The following is an 18,074-nucleotide window of genomic DNA, read 5'->3' on the forward strand; positions in this document are numbered from 1 at the left end:
ACGGAAGAAGGATTTCTTGAGAAATAATTTAGTGCAAAATATTGTTTTGCAGCGGGAAGTTTTTGCCGAAATGGAAAGGTTGAAATTAGAAATAAATAACCATTTTGAAGTGGTTAAAATCAAGATTTCCCAGAATAAAGATTCTTAGTTTAATTAAATTTTGCTATGATTTTTGAAATGTTAGAATTAAAATTTAACAAAATTTGATAGCTTTGGATCGAAAAAAAAGGCAGTAGAAATTATAGCATATATTTATGAAGTACAGGTTGTTTTTGTTTTTTTATGCTATCTCAATAAGTTTGACTTTTTGCCAAAAGGTTAATAAAATTGACTCGCTTAAATCCGCTTTTCAAACTTTAAAACCGTCCAAAGAAAAAGCCCAACTTTCTCTGGATATTGTGCAGTATTATAGCCGTAACAACAACGATTCCAATGCGAAATATTTAGAGGTATCAAAAATTGCCGTGTGGCAATATGGCGATAAGCGTATGCAGGCCCGAAACAAACTTGACTTTGCTAATCATCTCCGAAATCTTGGAAAGTTTGATGAAAGCATAAAAATTAATCAGGAAGCCATTAAGTCATATGAAAGCATTGGAGATTTTCAGGGAATGGGAGCTGGATATAATAGCTTGGGCATGTCCTTCAAAGTATTGGGAAATGACAAGGTTGAATTACAATCATACGTAGAAAAAGCCCTTAAATATTCAATACTATCAAAGGAATATTACGAAAAAGCAAATGACAACGACGGCTTGCTGAGGATATATTCTAACATCGGAACTATGTACCGAGACTTAAAAAGGTTTTCGGATGCCGAGCAAAGTTATTTGGATGGTTTGGCAATCGCTAAAAAAACAGGCATGGATAATTACAGCGTAGGTGTGTTGTACTCGAATTTAGGGCAGATTTACATGGATGCATATAAAGACTACGACAAATCAATATTCTACTTAAATAAGGCATTGGCCAATTATCAAAAAAACGAAATTTATAATTATCAAGAACACGTTTTCAGAAATTTGGCTTTTAATTACACAAAAAAAGGTGACTTTTTGCTTGCCATAGATTATGCTAAAAAAGCACTCGCAATAGCGGAAAAAAGCCACGACCCGCAACAAAAAATAAATTCTTACGCTGCTTTAATATACGCTCAACAAAAAGCAGGTTTGCATAAAGAAGCTTTCGAAAATTTAACGTTTCAGAAAAATGTGGAAGACAGCGTGTTGTCCGTCGAAAAAACAAGCATCATAGCCGAAATGGACGCCAAGTTTGAAGCAGTACAAAAGGAAGCCAAAATTCAGGTATTGAGCAAAACCAATGAGCTGAACAAATGGCGGATTGTTGCATTGCTTCTCACTTTATTGGCTTTGGTCTATTATTATTATTCTCTTTTGCAAAAAAGGAAAAAAGATAAATTGTTATTTGAACAAGAGCAAAGAATAGAATCAGAAAAACGTAAAAATGCAGAAATAGAACTCGATGCCAAAAAGAAAGAACTAACTGCTAAAGTACTCCAACTAGCTCGGAAAAATGAGTTTTTAAATAGCCTTGAAACTGAAATAGATTACCTCAAAAACAATGTGGACGACTCGGTAAACAAGACCACCAACCGCATTAGCCGAATGATCAAACGAGACATAGATAGCGATGTACAGTGGGATCAGTTTTCGCAGGAATTTAGCTCCGTACATCAAGGGTTTTTGTCGGCACTAACCGAAAAATTTGGAAATTTTTCTAAAAGCGAAATACGCTTAATTTCCCTCTTAAAAATGAACATGAATTCCAAAGAAATTGCCGACATTTTGGGTATATCTGATGAAGGTATCAAAAAAGCCCGCTACCGCTTACGTCAAAAAATGAACCTCGAAGATGCTGAATTACAGAGTTTTCTTTTGAGTTTTGGATGAAATATGTCTTTTTCTTGCTCTGAAACTTTTCGTAAAATAAAGCTTTTATAAAGAAAATATACTAATGCTTACTTCAATATCATTGGCAGAATAAATGAATGTTTCCTGTTAAGAAATGTCTATTTAATCGGGATTTTTGAGCTTGATTCAGAATTATTTGGCAGAAATAGAAATGGTTTAATGAAGATAATTTTAGAGATTAAGTAAGATTTGAATACTTTTGAAAATCTAATAGAACCGAATGCTTAAAAATCGAATTGCTATATCTTCTTACTTTTTTGTCAACGGCTTTCTTTATGCCAATTTAATGGCTCGCCTGCCACTTTTACAACAAAATCTTAACATATCTAATAGCCTTTTAGGGACTTTACTTTTTATGGTAGCCATTGGCTCATTGGCCACTATGCCATTTACGGGTTGGTTAAGTACACGAATAGGCACGCATGCCATAGCCAGAAACACCGGCCTGCTGTTTTGCATAGTTTTACCATTTATTACACTGGTGCCCAACGTTATTTTAGCAGCAGTGGCTATGTTTTTTATTGGATCATTTATGGGGTCTATGGATGTAAGTATGAATGGACAAGCCGTATATGTGGAGCGACTTTGGGGAAAACCTATCATTACTTCTTTCCATGCTGTTTTTAGTATTGGGATGGCTCTGGGTGCTGCAGCGGGTAGTTTGTTTTCTTATTATACAGTGCCCCTTTTTCAGCATATACTTTCTGTAAGTTTTTTTTGTATGGTTCTTGTTTATTCTGCTTCTTTTTTTTTAATAAATGACAAAGAAAGCAATGTCGCTCAGCAAAACGAAGAAGGAGGAAGCAGCTTTCGTTGGCCAACAAAGGCTATTGTTCCGCTGGGACTTATTGCCTTTTGCTGCATGATAGGGGAGGGCTCTATGACAGACTGGACTGCTATCTACATGACAAAAGTAGTAGGTGAAAATGCTACTTTCGCAGCTTTGGCATTTGGACTTTATGCTACAGGCATGACCATCGGGCGGCTGTTTGGCGACAGACTGGCTCAATATTTTGGTTATCGCAAATTGTTAATTTACGACGCTTTACTTTCATTTTCAGGGCTTTTGATAGCATTAGTTTATGTTTCAGTGCCCACTACGCTTTTGGGCTTTTTTGTTGTTGGCTTAGGAGTAGCGTCAATAGTTCCCATCATTTTTTCTTTGGCAGGAAACACACCAGGTGTAAACCCAGCGGTAGGTATTGCCATGGCTACTACTATTGGCTATACTGGTTTTTTTGTCGGCCCACCAAGTATTGGCTATATATCTGATGCTGCTGGCTTGAGACTTGGTCTCGGTTTTTCTTTACTGCTTTTTAGTCTGATGTTGGTTTTGATCTTTAAGTATATTGAAGTTAAAAAGCCTTAGAGATAAAACGTATAGAAAGAGCCATTAACTTAATTCAAAAAATAGAGTTGGTTTTTTAACTTAAAAAAACATCTTAGAATTTTAAATATGGAAATTCCAGGATTTCCTTTTGAGATTATCATTATAAAATTTATACCTTGTAATAATATACCCAAATAGCCTTTTAATAAACCAGCCTTTTTAAATGAAAATTATTATAAAAATTAAGGGATTTTCTATTTTACTTATCCCGTTTTTTCTCTTTTTCTTAAAAATAGCTTCTGCTCAAAAAATCAATATAGACTCCCTTTATAGAAGTTTAGAAAAAGCCCAAACAGCAGAACTAAAAACAGAGATAGCTCTAGAATTGGTAAAACATTACAACAGAAACGACCCTGATTCTACTGCATTTTTTCTGAAAATGGCCAAACAAAATGCCGAAAAAACTAAAAGTAAAGCACTTAAAGCCAATGTTTTGCTGTCAGAAGCCAATCGTTTTCAGAATATTGGTAGGATTAAAGAAAGCATAGAAGCCAACCAAAAAGCGATATTGATTTATGAAGAATTAAAGGATAATGCAGGATTGGCGAAAGCCTACAGCACTTTGGGTTTGGCTTTTAAAAAAAGTAGCGGTGACGAAAACGAAGTGGCGGCTTTTACTCAAAAAGCACTCGCATACGAATACAAAGCCTTAGCTTATTTTAAATTAGGTACCGACAAAGACGGTTTGTTGCGAGTTTACTCCAATATTGGCATTATTCAGCGGGACATGAAACAGTTTAAAGAGGCCGAAAAAACATATTTGGAAGCCATAGAGCTAGCTCAAAAAATGCATTACGAAGGCTATAGTCTTGGGGTTTTAAAGGCCAACTATTCTCAAATTTTCCTAGATTATTACAAAGATTATCCCAAGGCGATATCTATTTTAAATGAAGCCTTAGATAATTACGGAAAAAATGGTGTCAGAACCAGTATGGAACACGCCTACAGGAATATTTCTTACAATTATTCCAAACTGGGTCAATACGACAAAGCCATAGAATATGGTAAAAAAGCAGTAGATATAGCCGAAGAAGTGAAAGATCCATACAGACAAATTATGGCCTATGCTGCTTTGCATCATGCTCAAGAAAAAGCCGGACTGTATAAAGCGTCTTTAGAAAATCTCAACCATTTAAATACAATAGAGCATGAAATACTCAATAAAGAAAAGGCAAGTATAATAGCCGAAATGGATGTGAAGTTTGAAACCTTGAAAAAGGAATCTGAAATAAAGGTGCTTTCAAAAACCAATGAGCTGAATAAATGGAGGATAGTTGCCCTTTTGGTTTTATTGGCGGCTCTTGGGTTATTGTTTTATTCTTTTAATCAAAAACGAAAAAGAGAAAAATTATTGCTAGAAAAAGAAAAGATAATTGAAAGAGAAAGAAGAAAAATAGCAGAGATAGAATTAGACGCTAAAAAGAAAGAACTAACAACAAAAGTACTCCAACTAGCACGGAAGAATGAATTCCTCAATAACCTCGAAAATGAGATAGAACATCTCAAAAACAACGTGGACGATTCTGTAAACAAAACTTCCAATCGCATCAGTCGGATGATTAAACGGGATATAGATAGTGATGTGCAATGGGATCAGTTTTCGCTGGAATTTAGCTCAGTTCACCAAGGATTTTTGTCTGCACTAACCGAGAAATTTGGTAACTTTTCGAAAAGCGAAATCCGGCTAATATCTCTTTTGAAAATGAACATGAATTCCAAAGAAATTGCCGACATTTTGGGCATTTCAGATGAAGGTATCAAAAAAGCCCGCTACCGCTTACGTCAAAAAATGAATTTGGAAGATAGTGATTTGCAGAGTTTTTTGTTAGGGTTTTCGTAATATACCTTGTTATTTAGCTGCCAATTCGCTCGTTGATGTGTGGTTTTTTCAAGTGTGAACCTAATGCGAAATTTAGGTCAAATCTTCAATGTTTCGTCTTTGATTAACGATTCGAATTATCTGCAAATGAGTTTCTGTAAAGTCATATATAATAGAATGGTATTCAAAATTATAAATTCTTAACTCTTCAGACAGATTTTTATGCTTATGACCCATGGTGGTCATTTGGGAGAGTTTTTGAATATTGTTATACAAATTTTCTTTGAAATCGATTGCCTTTTTAATTCCTAAAGTCTCGAAGGTGTATTGAAATATCGATTCCAAATCTTCAAAAGCTAATTCCGAGATAGTTATTATCATTTTATCAAGGCTTTAGATGGTCAGGAATGATTTTAGCATTTTTAGAGTTTTGAATAGCATTTTCAAAAGCTTTGTTCATTAACTTTTCATCAAAAGGCACCACCCGACCTGCAGCCACATCGTCGAGGCCGGCTTGTACCAATTGCTTCAGCTTAAAACTTTTCCATTTTTCATTTTCCTCCATTTTAGAACGCAGTGCATCGCGTAGCACCTCCGATGCAGAAGCATAATAACCTGAGGAAACTAATTGTTGAATAAACTCTTCGTAAGGCTTTCCTAAATTGACTCTTTGCATAATAGTGTATCATTTATATGTCAAATATATCCAAAATTTGTGAAATTTCGATAAAAAAGTATTTAAGATCGAAATTTCATTCAGTCATATTAGCTTCTCAGCTATACCGCTAAACTTTCATAGATTTTTTTCAGTTTTTGTTGAGGTGTCTTCTGAATGCTATCTATTTGTATTTGGAGCCGACAAATCTTGTAGAATCAAATCATCGTGCAGCTAAATTCTCTGTAAAATTTGTCAAAGTGGGCTACAAGAATCGGAATAGTCACTCTTCCATTTTACGTAAAGACTTGATTGAACTTCCAAAAAACTGCCCTGAATCCCCGTTCAGGGCTTTTTTTGAAATGTCCACTTTTTGTCCCGGCTTTTTTTTGGTGTTTTTTATACTGTTTCATTATTTCGGGTATTCCTTTTCATAAGGCCAATCTTAATTTTATAGAAATGAAACAACCAAAAATTCTCCTTGAGACCCAGCCCGAAATGATTCGGCATTTGCGGGCAGATTCTAACTACACCATTCTGTTTTTGACAGATGGGAAACGCCTCATTTCTGGTTACAGTCTTAATGTTTTTCAAAAGCTTTTTGATGACCAAGAATTTCTAAGAATAAACAGATCCAATATTGTGCATAAAACATTTATAGCGGAAATAAAATTATCAAAATCTGTAGACTCTATACGGCTATTAAACAATACCGAAATCCAAATCCCTCGAAGGCGAAGGGTGGAAGTCTTGGAAGCATTCTCTAACTATTAATTATATATTTTCTCAAATTGTAAACATTCAAAATAATGAAAAAAATTATCCTTTTTATGAGCCTATTTTGTTCCTATGGAGCAATGGCACAAATATCATCCCTCAATAATTCTGATGGGTCAGTAACCATTACCCCTAAAGGCTTAGGAAGTTCAACGACAGGAAACCCATCTTTAAATCCAGGCAATGTTGGTTTAGGTGGATATGCATTAAGTTCGGCTACAACGGCTGATTGGAACACTGCTGTTGGTGAATACGCATTGTGGAAAACCACTACAGGAGGCTACAATGTGGCTATGGGTTGGCTTGCTTTGGAAACTAATACCACCGGAAGTGAAAATACTGCGGTAGGTGGCTTAGTCCCCTTGCAATTTAATACGACAGGAAATCGAAACACCGCCTTAGGAGGATTTACTTTGGGTTCAAATACAACTGGAAGTAATAATACAGGTGTTGGTTATGGTGCAAATGTTTCGGTAGGAAACTTAAGCAATGCCACTGCCATTGGAAATGGTGCTATAGTTAGTGCAAGTAATTCCATGAAGTTGGGAAATAATTCATTGGTAAGTGTAATTACAAATGGAATGTACATTGGCTCAGGGCTTAAAATAACAGGAGGCTCGCCAGGAGTAGGCAAAGTATTGACCAGCGACGCCACAGGTGTGGCTACCTGGCAAACACCAACTGGCGGAGGTGGTGGTGGATCTGGCTGGGGTTTGACAGGAAATGCAGGAACAAGTGCTGGAACAAACTTTATTGGTACAACAGATGGAGCGAGTTTGATGTTTAAAGTTAATAATACTTTAAGCGGTTTAATAGACAATAGTGGTAATTATAACACCGGGTTTGGATTATCGACGCTGACTTCCAACACAGGTTACGATAATACTGCGGTGGGAAGTCTTGCTTTAAGTTCGGGTACTACGGGGTCTGATAACACAGCAAATGGTTTTTCAGCTTTGCAATACAATACATCTGGTGCTTCGAATACCGCAATGGGAAGTGGAACTTTAATTAACAATACTACTGGCACAAAAAATACTTCAATAGGAGCTTTTTCACTGTATAACAATACAACGGGTAATTTCAACACTGCCACTGGAGCGAGTTCATTAGCATTAGGTAATGGAAATAATAATACAGCCAATGGAGTGTGGGCATTAAATAAAAACGAAGCAAATGATAATACAGCAGTTGGTTACGAATCAATGAGATATAATACTTCTGGAACCTCCAATGTAGCCGCGGGTTCTTATTCACTAAAAAATAATACTACTGGTTCGTATAATACCGCATTTGGATTGTCTTCTATGGAAAGCAATACTACTGGTGATGAAAACGCAGCATTTGGAAAAGGAAGTTTAGCTCTAAATACTACTGGTATTCAAAATGTGGCACATGGAACCAATGCTCTTGCCAATAATTCAACAGCTACAAAAAACACTTCAATTGGATATGCCAGTATGTTTAATACATCAACAGGTAGTTATAATACCGCCACTGGTGCTAGTACACTGCAACAAGGTAATGGGAATTACAATACTGCCAATGGTGCTTATGCTTTAAATGCCAATGACGCTGACAATAATACTGCAACAGGATATGAGGCCATGAGATACAATACTTCTGGAAACAATAATGCTGCTTTTGGTTACAATGCTTTAAAAAATAATACAACTGGGACTCAAAATACCGCGATAGGTAGAAATGCTCTTATTTCAAATACTACCTCATTTGCAAACGTAGCTCTTGGTAGTGCTGCTCTTTATTCTGTTACTACAAATGGAAATAACACAGCTGTAGGTCAAGCAGCATTATATGCTAACACAGGAGAATATAATACCGCCATTGGAACTTCAGCTGGATCAAATAATACCACGGGCACTCAAAATACCTTTATTGGAACCTATACTTATGGAACCCCAAATTCTATTTCTAATGCAACGGCTATAGGATATGCTGCTGCAGTAAACGCCAGTAATAAAATTAGATTAGGAAATTCATCGGTAACAGTCATCGAAGGTCAGGTAGCTTATTCTTATCCTTCTGACCGTCGATTAAAAGAAAACATTGTAGCTAATTCTACTTTGGGCTTAAACTTTATTAGTAAGCTGCAACCAGTAAGTTATAGTTATATTTCTGATAAAACACATGTTCGTCACGACGGTTTCATTGCACAAGATGTTGAGCAGGCCATGAAAGACTTAGGATTGGAATTTAGTGGTTTGAAAAAAGACGCATCTGGCACTTATTCTTTGGCCTATTCTGATTTTATCATGCCATTGGTAAATGCCGTGAAAGAGTTGAAAAATGAAAATGAAGAATTCAAAAAAGAAAATGATAAGTTGAAAAAAGATGTTGCAAGAATACACTTATTAGAGACAAAACTATCAAGTTTGTTGAGCACAATGAGCCAAACTGAATTCCAAACCTCTAAGTAGTTTCTTGAACCCGTAAATCGGAGCTTCTCGAAAATTTTGAGATTTAATTGAGTTTGTAAATATAATAGCGTATCTGATTTTTTTTGGTACGCTATTTTTTAGAGATTTCTCAACAATAGATAATAATTTATTATCTAACTACGATAGAAATCTTTTAAAAACACTTACGGATTCAAAAACTTTCTTGATAAACTGCTGCCTATTTTTAAAGTATTTTTTGTTTTTGAGAATATTTTCAATAAAAAAAATAACCTAATTCTGGTTTCAAAATTATATTTTCCCAAACGTCTACTTTTTGTCTACCCACCGAACCTGCAAGTTTATTTTGTTTAACCTAATATTGATTTTGAATTTAGCATTCTGGAGAAAAAAACAAGCTGGATGTAAGGAACGAGATAATGCAAAAAGCTAAATAGCCTAAGGACCTTTCATTGGAATTAGAAAAACTGAATTTGAGATTGAAATGCATTTTGAAAAATTTAAAAATATAATTAAGCAATAATTAAAACTGAGGTATGGTTTCTAAATTTTAAATAAATACTTTTTGAATTTATTCGAAATTTGAGCTTTTTTATCTTTTCACAAAATAAAAGGGCTGAAATACCGCGGAGTTGGTATGAAACAGGTTGGAGGCGTGAGGGAGATTTTTAAACCTCGTAAAAATTAGAATTTAGAGTTTTGCTTTATGAGGTAATACCTAAAGTTTAAAGTGATATTTACAAAAAAATAAGTCATCAGGAAATTCCTAATGACTCATATTAATTTTTTGAATAATCAATTACAACCCCCCACATTCGCCAAAAATACGCTGCCATTTTCGGCTTTGAAGCCAGGTAAAAGCAATACTGAATTCCCTGCTGAAAATGTCACTTTGGCATTTATGCTTATTATTGCGTTAGCTGATATAACTTGGGCTGCAGTGAGCGTTTGGTTTGTACTTATTGTGGTTGTTATGTTACGGTTTTGTACGCAATCTGCCGTTGTTGTCAGTGTAACGGCATTTGGTAAATAGGTTACAGCAAAAGTAAATCCGGGCACAGTAGGATAGTTTACTTGTGCAAACTGGCCCACTTTGGTATTGTAAACTACTATGGTATCAACCTTTGAAGAGGTTGGAGGGCTGATATAGTTCAGGTTTAAAATGGCATTGTTAATCGTAGCATTGCCCGAAATGTCTAATAAATCTTTCTTTTGTAATGCACCATCCAAATTTATCGCAAGACCCGTTGAACCCAAATCTAGATTTCCATCAAAAAGCGTATAGCCAGGGGTGGCTCCATCTCCAGGGGCTATTTTTGAGCCTGGAAAATTAATAAACGCTACACTGAAATCGGTATAAAAATAGCCATCTTCTCCAGTTAAAGTGCCGTAATTATACATATTTCCTTCTTGATATATATCCCAATGGTTTATTATGGTACCCGTTTCCGCATTTGTAATAGTGCCCAAGTTAAAAATAGAGTTTTCGTTATCAAGTGTATCTTCATTTATGATAAGATTATAATTGTCCAAATAGCCATTATTGCTCACATAAAGAATGTTTTTATTTAAAATAGTAGAGTCGTTTGACAAGCTTCCGTCTACTATTAATTTGCCGCCAAGGTCTATGGTAAGCATACTTTTGTTGGATAATCTTCCCGAGATAGGAATTGTCAGTTCGTTTGCCAAATGGAAAATGTGGTTCTTAGCAAGAACTACTCGGCCATTCCAGTTAAAAGTTCCGGTTGGTATCCAAGCGTTATTATCGTCAATTACTAAATCTCCTTCCAAATCTACAGTGCCTAGATTGCTCAAACTTCCTCCTGTCAATAGTGTAACCTTGCCTTTTATGTTAAAAATACCGCCTAGAGGTATGTTAAATACAGAACTTAAATTGATACTGCCTCCATAACCAATGCTTAGTTGTCCACCCGACTTCCAATTAAAAGTATTGGCAGGTTTCATTGCACTTTCATAGCTAAGATCCAGATTTCCACCATCGTTAAGGTCAATTATTCCTCCTGCGGAATTGGCGAGACTTCCACTTACTCTTACTGCACCATCAATTTTTAAAGTTGAAGTATTTTCTAAAGCTCCATCTACTATAAACTCTCTTCCTGATGGTATATTAAACGGTGATTTGTTTTTAAATGTACTACCGACTGGCACTCTCATCAAGCCAGCGTAGTTCCAGTTTAATATTCCAGTAGGGTAGGTCACCGTGCCAGTTACATCTAAAGGGTCGGTGATTAGCTCAAGTACACCATAAGTGTTGATGTTTAGTTCTCCATTCATATTGTCAAGAATCCCTATTTGCTTTAAAACCGAATTGCCAAATAATGCACCATTGCCAATATTAATTGTGCCATTATTTTTTAATGTTCTCCCATAAGGTATAGTGGTAGGTCCTGAAATACTCAAACTCGCCAATGGGGCTATTTCTATGATACCGCCCGTATTCCAGTTGATATCATTAAAATCGTCGATAAAATTAGCTTTGTGCAGAAGGTATTTTCCGCCGTTGTTAATGTTCATATTACCTTGATTATCTATACTCCCTAGAGCAGAAAGTATTCCGCTAGTATTGATATCTAAGGTTCCTACTATTTTTAAAGTACTGAACTCAGGTACAGTTAAGAGAGTATTTAAAGCAAGAGTACTCAAATTGCCAACTTCCACTATTCCGCCAGTATTCCAATTAAATGTGCTACCAGGGAATGTCATATTGGGCATGTTAAACCTCATCTGACCGCCATCGTTCAAATTGATGGTTGATGTGTTTATAATATCACTCTCCATTAAAACTTCACCCGAAATATCCAAAGTATTATTGTTTTGGAAGGTTCCTTTAATGATTAGACGTCTATCTGTGGGCACAATAAAAGGATATTGATTGTTGAAAATTGAATTTTCAGCAATAAGCACAACACCGCCAATATTCCAATTAAAATTTCCGTTTGGATAGGAAACTGTAGCAGGATTGGTTTCCAAAGGAGAGGTTTTAAGAATCAAATAACCCAAGTCATTAAGGTCAAATGTTCCTTGGTTATCAAGACTTCCCATTTGGGTTAAGACCCCATTCGCATTGATTGCCAACTGTCCTTTATTGATTAATTGTCGTTGATAAGGAATAGTTAAAGAATCAGAAAGCGTTAAAGTTCCAGTGCTTGTAATTTCGAACACACCTCCCGTGTTCCAATTGAAATTGGTTTTGGGAACACTAGAAACATTGCCCGCTATCAAATATTTACCACCAGTGTTCAAATTAGTAATTCCATTATTGGTGAAAGTTCCAGCTATGGAAAGTATGCCTAAGTTGTTGATATTGAAAGTGCCAGCATTTATCAAGGAGCTGCTAGCTGGAATTTCCAAAGCCTTTGCCAAGTTGAAAACACTGCCAGAATTTACATTTATATTACCTCCCGAATTCCAATTAAAAGTTCCATTGGGCAATTCCGCCGTTGTGGCATTGAAATCAAGATTTCCGCCACTTTTGATATTGAATACGCCCAGATTATTAAATGAAGCCCCATTGTTATAAGCCAAATGTCCGTAGATGTCGAAAGTGCCAGATACTGGAATATTTAGAGCACTGGTTAGTGGTAAGGTGCCGACTTGACCAATTTTTACAGTTCCTGCTGTCCAGTTAAAGCCCGAACCCGGCAATTGTGCATTTGCTTTATTCAAATCTAATACACCTGAAGTATTCAGATTTAAAGCTCCACCATTTAATTCCAAAGTACCTTCTTGGGTTAAGATTCCATTCGCATTGATATTAAAAATTGCAGCAGTTTCAACGGCTAAAGTTCCGTTTGAAGGAATTATAAATCCGCTGGTTAAATTTAAACTACTCGGGCTTGCGATGGATACTTTTCCTCCATTCCAATTGAATGTTCCGTTTGGTAAGGTTGCAGCAGCTTTTTTGATGCTATATTCTCCTTCGGTATTTAAATTAAAAATAGAATTATTGGTAAACGTGCCTTCGTTTATTAAAACTCCACCGGCACCTATCGTCAGCGTTCCATCGTTTTCGAGGGTTCTGGCTGCGGGAATGGTGAAGGTATTTGTTAGATTTAAGAAAGCACTTGATCCAATGGCCAGACTACCGCCGTTCCAATTGAAAACCCCAGATGGGAAAACCACATTTCCGCTTTGGAAAGTCATACTACCTCCTGTGTTGAGGTCAATGATTCCATTATTAGTAATTGTATTACTACTTAAAAATGAACCATTTATTCTCAAAATACTGTTTGTTGGAATGCTAAATTCTTCTGAATTGGTCAATGTATTACTATTGGTTATTTCGAGAATTCCACCGTTTTGCCAATCGAAAGTGTTAATAAGTGAATAGCTAGAACCGCCCCGCAGGTTGTTGTTCCTAATTTCCGCCGCTTGGTTGAGTTTCAAAATACCTCCAGATTTTAATGCGACTACTCCAGATAGTTTTCCGTTGGTATTTAAGTTTAATATGCCTTCAATATTAAATTTTGAGCTTGGGTTATAAGAGATGTTAGAATTAAGGTCAAAAACCCCATTTGGTCCTATGGTCACATCACCTGCCGACCAATTAAATGCCCCTCCTGGCAAAGCAGCCGCTGCCGTATTCAAGACTAATTGGCCTTGATTATAAAAGAATTGAGTGCTAGTAAGGGTACTATTGTTGATAAAAACGCCATCGTTATGTATTTGGCTATTGCCACTGTTGGTATTGATTACAGTTCCGTTGTTTATTAATGAATCATTGTTAAATATTGAACCGAGGTTGGTCAGGGTTTTTCCAGAAGGAATAATAATCTTTCCATTATTTTCTAAGATTCCACTATAGGCTATTGTCAAATCTGTCGCCATATTTAAAATTACTCCTTCTCCAATCGTTACTTGTCCCTGTGTATTCCAGTTAAAACCTCCATTTACCAGAAAATTAGGGTTTTCATTTAAAATAATATTGCCGTAATTATTTAAATCTAAAGTGCCCAAATTTGTAACCACGCCACCAGCATTTAATTCCAACACTCCACCAGCAATAGTCAGTTTGGTACCTGTTGGTATAGTGAAAACATTGTTTAGTGCCAATAAGCCTCCTGTACCTATTTCGACATTTCCGCCTGTGTTCCAAATGAAATTGCTCCCCGTAATAAAATCCGTAGTGTCTTTTATTATAAAGTTGCCGCCTGAATTTAAGGAAAGTAAACCATTGTTGCTGATAATTCCGTTAGGATTAATTTGTAATAAACCATCCACATTGAGGGTCGAACTGGCAGGAATGGTAAGCGTATTTGCCAAATACATATTGGCCATAGGACCGATAGTTAAATCCCCACCTGGTAACCAGTTGAACAAACCTGCTAATGTAATATTACCTGTATTGAGGGCTAATAAACCAGTATTGTTTAGGTTTAAATTTGAGGTGTTTTCAATTGTCCCGTTGTTATTAAAACTGCCATTGATATTTGCGGTGCCGTTGTTGGTAAAAGTACTTCCAGTATTGTTATTCAGCGTTCCATTATCATTTAAGGTTCCATTTACAGTAAAAAAACCATTGTTTTCTAAAGTTTGACCGGAACTTATCAGCATCAGTCCATCGTTTTGGAATTTTTTATTTGCCGGAATTGTAAAGCCAACCGGAGCTTCAAAAGTGCTGCTTTCGCCTATAATAACCGTACTGCCTTCATTCCAAATGTATTGAGTAGGATTTATATTGGCTACTATCTGGTTAGCCAAAAATTTACCGTTATACCCAGTTCCCCTTAGGTCTACTTTTCCAGGTCCATTAATTTTGCCTCCTTGGTTTATTTTAACTATACCTTCATTCCAAATATCCTGATTTAAAGGAATGTTTATCGTATCGTTTAAAATAAGAATAGCGTTGGTTCTAACTGTAATATTGCCTGAAATATTGTTAAATTTGTTGTTCTGTACAAGAGTATCTGTAATTGTTAGATTGCCGCTTAAATTAATGGTGCCTTCATTAGTTAGTTTTTTATTTACAGAAAAAACACCTCCATCCATTTTTAGAATTCTGCCTGAAGGAACTGTGTAGGGGCTGGCTAATGATAAATAGGCCCCTCCACCTGAAGATAATATTCCACCAGTTTCCCAAACAAAATTAGTCGAAGGAGCTGGTAGGGTAGTATTATATTTTAAGCTGTATTCACCACCTGATTTTAGATTGATTGTGCCGTAGTTTGTTATGGGTGCATATACTGAAACTTTAGCACTATTGTAAATGTTGAAAACTGCACCCGGCTGTAAACTCAAAGCCGAACCAGGACTTAATTGAACATTTCCATAGTTTTCAAATATTCCCCCATTTGGGATACTTAAAGCGTTGTTGATTGAGAAATTCACACCAGAATTAACGATAATTTTGGCACCGCTATTCCAGGTCATTTGGCCTAATTCAGAACTTGCATTAAAATATATTTTGCCAGTTGAATTTAGATTAAAATTACCATTATTAACAATTCCTCCCGAAAAGCCAAGTACACCAATTCTTAAAATTCCATTGACCGCAAGGTTATTACCTACCGGAACATTTAAATTACTTGATATTGTTAAATCTGCTAAAGACCCTATCGTAACATCCCCAGCATACCATGCTAGACCGCCCAAAGTGGAAGCCGTTGAGTTATTTAATTCAAAGTTACTTCCAGTATTTAAACTTAAAATGCCCGAAGGTGAAGTAATAGCTCCCGTGCCGTTGATTTGGAGTAAACCATAGTTTTTGACTTCTGAATTGACTCCTATTTTTAAATTCCCCCCTGAATTTAATACGATTGAGCCAATATTTACTAAGACTTGGGCGTCTGGAACGGTGAGAGTAGAAGTTAAAGTTAAATGCGTAGCAGTATCAAGCGTAACTATTCCTCCCCAATTAAAAACCCCAGTTGGGAACTGTATACTTGGTTGGGTTGCAATCACAAAGTTACCTGCTGAGTGGTTAAAAGTACCAGAATTAGAAAAGGTCTTTTTGTTCTTATAAAAATTCTCATTTTTGAAATTCCCAGCATTTGTAAATGTCTCGTAATTCCAAAAATCTCCCTGGTTTATTATTTTTCCATTTACAGTATTGTTGATGATATTTTTATTGTAAAAAAAACCTAAAGCACGTACTATGAGTGAGTCATTGTTGGTTATTGTGCCGTTGTTGGTAAAGTCATTTTGTCCAAGTATAAGATAACTATTGTTTATTATTGTACCATTATTAGTTAAGTCAAAATAACTACCATCAATTATTACACGCCCATTATTTGTTAATGTACTATTTAAAGGAATGGTGGTTTGGCTTAAATTGACAATTGAATTGCTTGAGATATTTATATTTCCACCATGCCATTCAAACCCATATAATTCAAGATTATAAGTTGTTGCTTTATTTAGATTTAACGTTCCTGCATATTGATGTGAATTCGTACCTCCAGTAACAAAACTACCATTCGCAGTTATTGTGCCATAGTTATGTATATTTCCACCAATTCCTGAATTAAAGGTGCATGTGCCATGGTTAATAAATAAACCCTGCACACCAAAATCTGCAACTAGGTTAGTCGAACCAAAGGTTCCATAGTTTGCAAATATCTTACCAGCCCATATTGTGCCGTAGAAAGGAAAATTAAAATTTTCGACCAAGGCAGAACCATTAACTCCTATACCAATAGTACTTCCATCTTGCCAATCTACAGTGCCGGTTGGATAAACAGCGTCGGCATAGTTTAAAAGATATTCTCCTCCTGGTCTTAGAACTAAGGAGCCATTGTTAGTAATGGTTCCTCCAGTATTTAAGTTAAGTTTTCCGTAAATATTAAGTGTGCTATTAGTTGCGATTGTTAGGTTGGAACTTAAACTTGAAGTTGAACCAGCTGCTAGAATAAATTCAGAACCTGAGGTGATATCTTCAATTCCGGTATCAAAATTATAGGAATTATTGATAGTGATTTTTCCACCAGACAATGCTCGCAGAGTTCCATTGTTACTTACTATTCCACTAATTTTTAAGTTTGTAGCAGCTTCTAAAAAGGCTCCAGTTGGAATATTTATATTATCAGTAAGATTATATTCAGTGGGAGAAGTTACCTTAATTGTACCTCCACTGTTCCATGTTACATTTCCAATTGGAAAAGTGCTACTGGTAGTGGGAATATTTATTTGGCCATTAATAACAATACTACCATTGTTTGTTAATGTACTATTGTACGAAAAGAGGCCATTGATGGTTAACGTACCGTCGGGTGGAATGGTCAAAGCTGCTCCTATTGAGGTTTGACCTCCCCCAGTAACAACAAAATTGCCACCTATCCAAGTAAAATCTGCGTCGGGGAAAGCAGAGTTTGAAGGTCTCCAAGAAAGTGTTCCTCCAGTATTTAATGTAATAGTACCTACTCTAAGACTTGGCGAAACACTTGTGAGATGCCCAAGATTGTTTAAATGTCCGCCTGATTTAATTACAATATCTCCACCAAAGTTATAGAAATTTCCATTATTAGTTAGGTAACTGCCAGTGTTAATTTCTAATAGTCCTATATAGCCAGTCTGGGAATAAGTATTAATCTTACCATCTGAATTCACACTCCCATTGTTGTAAAAATACCCTCCATATAGGGATAAAGTGCCCCCACTTTCTATGCTGAAATTGCCATTGTTGGTCATTGTTCCATTTCCATAGAAATGCATTGCATTTTGTGAAATATTTACGTCACCTTTTTCCTTATAAAAACAAACAGATAGAATGCACCATTCATACCTGTTTTTGACTATTATATTTCCATTGTTTACTATCCCCACATCGATGTTCATTAGTCCATAAATCAATACTTCATCTCCTGCGTTTATAGTTGTGCCAGGATAGGTGTCCCAACGCCCTTGATCTGTCCAACTGGGGTGAATGCTTTGCCAACCAGAGGAAGGAGAGTTGGCAGTGTAAGTATAAGTAGTAGCAAAGGTGTTTCTTGCTGAAAACAGAAAAAATAATATCAATACATAAATTCCAATTTTGGCGAGATGCAAAGCCTTAACCTTTTTCATTTATTTTTACTTTTTTGGTACTTATTTTTTTATTGAAAAGTAATGGGCATGGTGGATTTTGAGT

The 18,074-nt window shown here is 35.9% G+C and carries 8 protein-coding genes; 5 read left to right on the top strand and 3 right to left on the bottom strand.

All coding sequences use genetic code 11. The features are described 5' to 3' along the window. Positions 1–254 precede the first annotated feature (254 nt). The 3 genes from EGI22_RS04520 (at position 255) to EGI22_RS04530 (ending at position 5,161) form a co-directional block, all read left to right on the top strand. On the top strand, positions 255–1,910 hold the full coding sequence (locus tag EGI22_RS04520; RefSeq protein WP_255066673.1) for a tetratricopeptide repeat protein: 1,656 nt from the start codon (positions 255–257) through the stop codon (positions 1,908–1,910). A gap of 241 nt (positions 1,911–2,151) precedes the next feature. Then, on the top strand, positions 2,152–3,300 hold the full coding sequence (locus EGI22_RS04525) for an MFS transporter (protein WP_255066674.1): 1,149 nt from the start codon (positions 2,152–2,154) through the stop codon (positions 3,298–3,300). A gap of 184 nt (positions 3,301–3,484) precedes the next feature. After that, the gene (locus EGI22_RS04530) at positions 3,485–5,161 is read left to right on the top strand and encodes a tetratricopeptide repeat protein (protein WP_255066675.1); all 1,677 of its coding nucleotides are present in this window, start codon (positions 3,485–3,487) and stop codon (positions 5,159–5,161) included. A gap of 72 nt (positions 5,162–5,233) precedes the next feature. On the opposite strand, the gene EGI22_RS04535 is transcribed toward EGI22_RS04530, so the two are convergent. Both EGI22_RS04535 and EGI22_RS04540 read right to left on the bottom strand, forming a co-directional pair. Next, positions 5,234–5,521 (bottom strand): type II toxin-antitoxin system RelE/ParE family toxin, encoded by a 288-nt coding sequence (locus tag EGI22_RS04535; RefSeq protein ID WP_255066676.1) that lies wholly within the window; start codon positions 5,519–5,521, stop codon positions 5,234–5,236. A 4-nt stretch (positions 5,522–5,525) separates the two neighbouring features. Continuing rightward, positions 5,526–5,816 carry a type II toxin-antitoxin system ParD family antitoxin gene (locus EGI22_RS04540; RefSeq protein ID WP_255066677.1) on the bottom strand — a complete coding sequence of 97 codons (291 nt, stop codon included), beginning with the start codon at positions 5,814–5,816 and terminating at the stop codon, positions 5,526–5,528. Between the two features lie 438 nt (positions 5,817–6,254). Here EGI22_RS04540 and EGI22_RS04545 point away from each other — a divergent pair, with 438 nt between their 5' ends. Together EGI22_RS04545 and EGI22_RS04550 are read left to right on the top strand one after the other, a co-directional pair. Then, positions 6,255–6,569 (top strand): LytTR family DNA-binding domain-containing protein, encoded by a 315-nt coding sequence (locus EGI22_RS04545; RefSeq protein ID WP_255066678.1) that lies wholly within the window; start codon positions 6,255–6,257, stop codon positions 6,567–6,569. Positions 6,570–6,604: 35 nt separating this feature from the next. Beyond that, a complete protein-coding gene (locus EGI22_RS04550; protein ID WP_255066679.1) occupies positions 6,605–9,010 on the top strand; it encodes a tail fiber domain-containing protein in 2,406 nt (801 codons plus the stop codon). A gap of 774 nt (positions 9,011–9,784) precedes the next feature. On the opposite strand, the gene EGI22_RS04555 is transcribed toward EGI22_RS04550, so the two are convergent. Next, positions 9,785–18,010: a 3-coathanger stack domain-containing protein gene (locus tag EGI22_RS04555; RefSeq protein WP_255066680.1), complete on the bottom strand. Its 8,226-nt coding sequence runs from the start codon at positions 18,008–18,010 to the stop codon at positions 9,785–9,787. Between the last annotated feature and the right edge of the window lie 64 nt (positions 18,011–18,074).

Source organism: Lacihabitans sp. LS3-19, from assembly GCF_024343575.1.
Taxonomy (GTDB): domain Bacteria; phylum Bacteroidota; class Bacteroidia; order Cytophagales; family Spirosomataceae; genus Leadbetterella.

Coding starts and splice junctions, on each gene's coding strand:
- EGI22_RS04520 (WP_255066673.1), top strand. CDS start 255: ATGAAGTACAGGTTGTTTTTGTTTTTTTATGCTATCTCAATAAGTTTG.
- EGI22_RS04525 (WP_255066674.1), top strand. CDS start 2,152: ATGCTTAAAAATCGAATTGCTATATCTTCTTACTTTTTTGTCAACGGC.
- EGI22_RS04530 (WP_255066675.1), top strand. CDS start 3,485: ATGAAAATTATTATAAAAATTAAGGGATTTTCTATTTTACTTATCCCG.
- EGI22_RS04535 (WP_255066676.1), bottom strand. CDS start 5,521: ATGATAATAACTATCTCGGAATTAGCTTTTGAAGATTTGGAATCGATA.
- EGI22_RS04540 (WP_255066677.1), bottom strand. CDS start 5,816: ATGCAAAGAGTCAATTTAGGAAAGCCTTACGAAGAGTTTATTCAACAA.
- EGI22_RS04545 (WP_255066678.1), top strand. CDS start 6,255: ATGAAACAACCAAAAATTCTCCTTGAGACCCAGCCCGAAATGATTCGG.
- EGI22_RS04550 (WP_255066679.1), top strand. CDS start 6,605: ATGAAAAAAATTATCCTTTTTATGAGCCTATTTTGTTCCTATGGAGCA.
- EGI22_RS04555 (WP_255066680.1), bottom strand. CDS start 18,010: ATGAAAAAGGTTAAGGCTTTGCATCTCGCCAAAATTGGAATTTATGTA.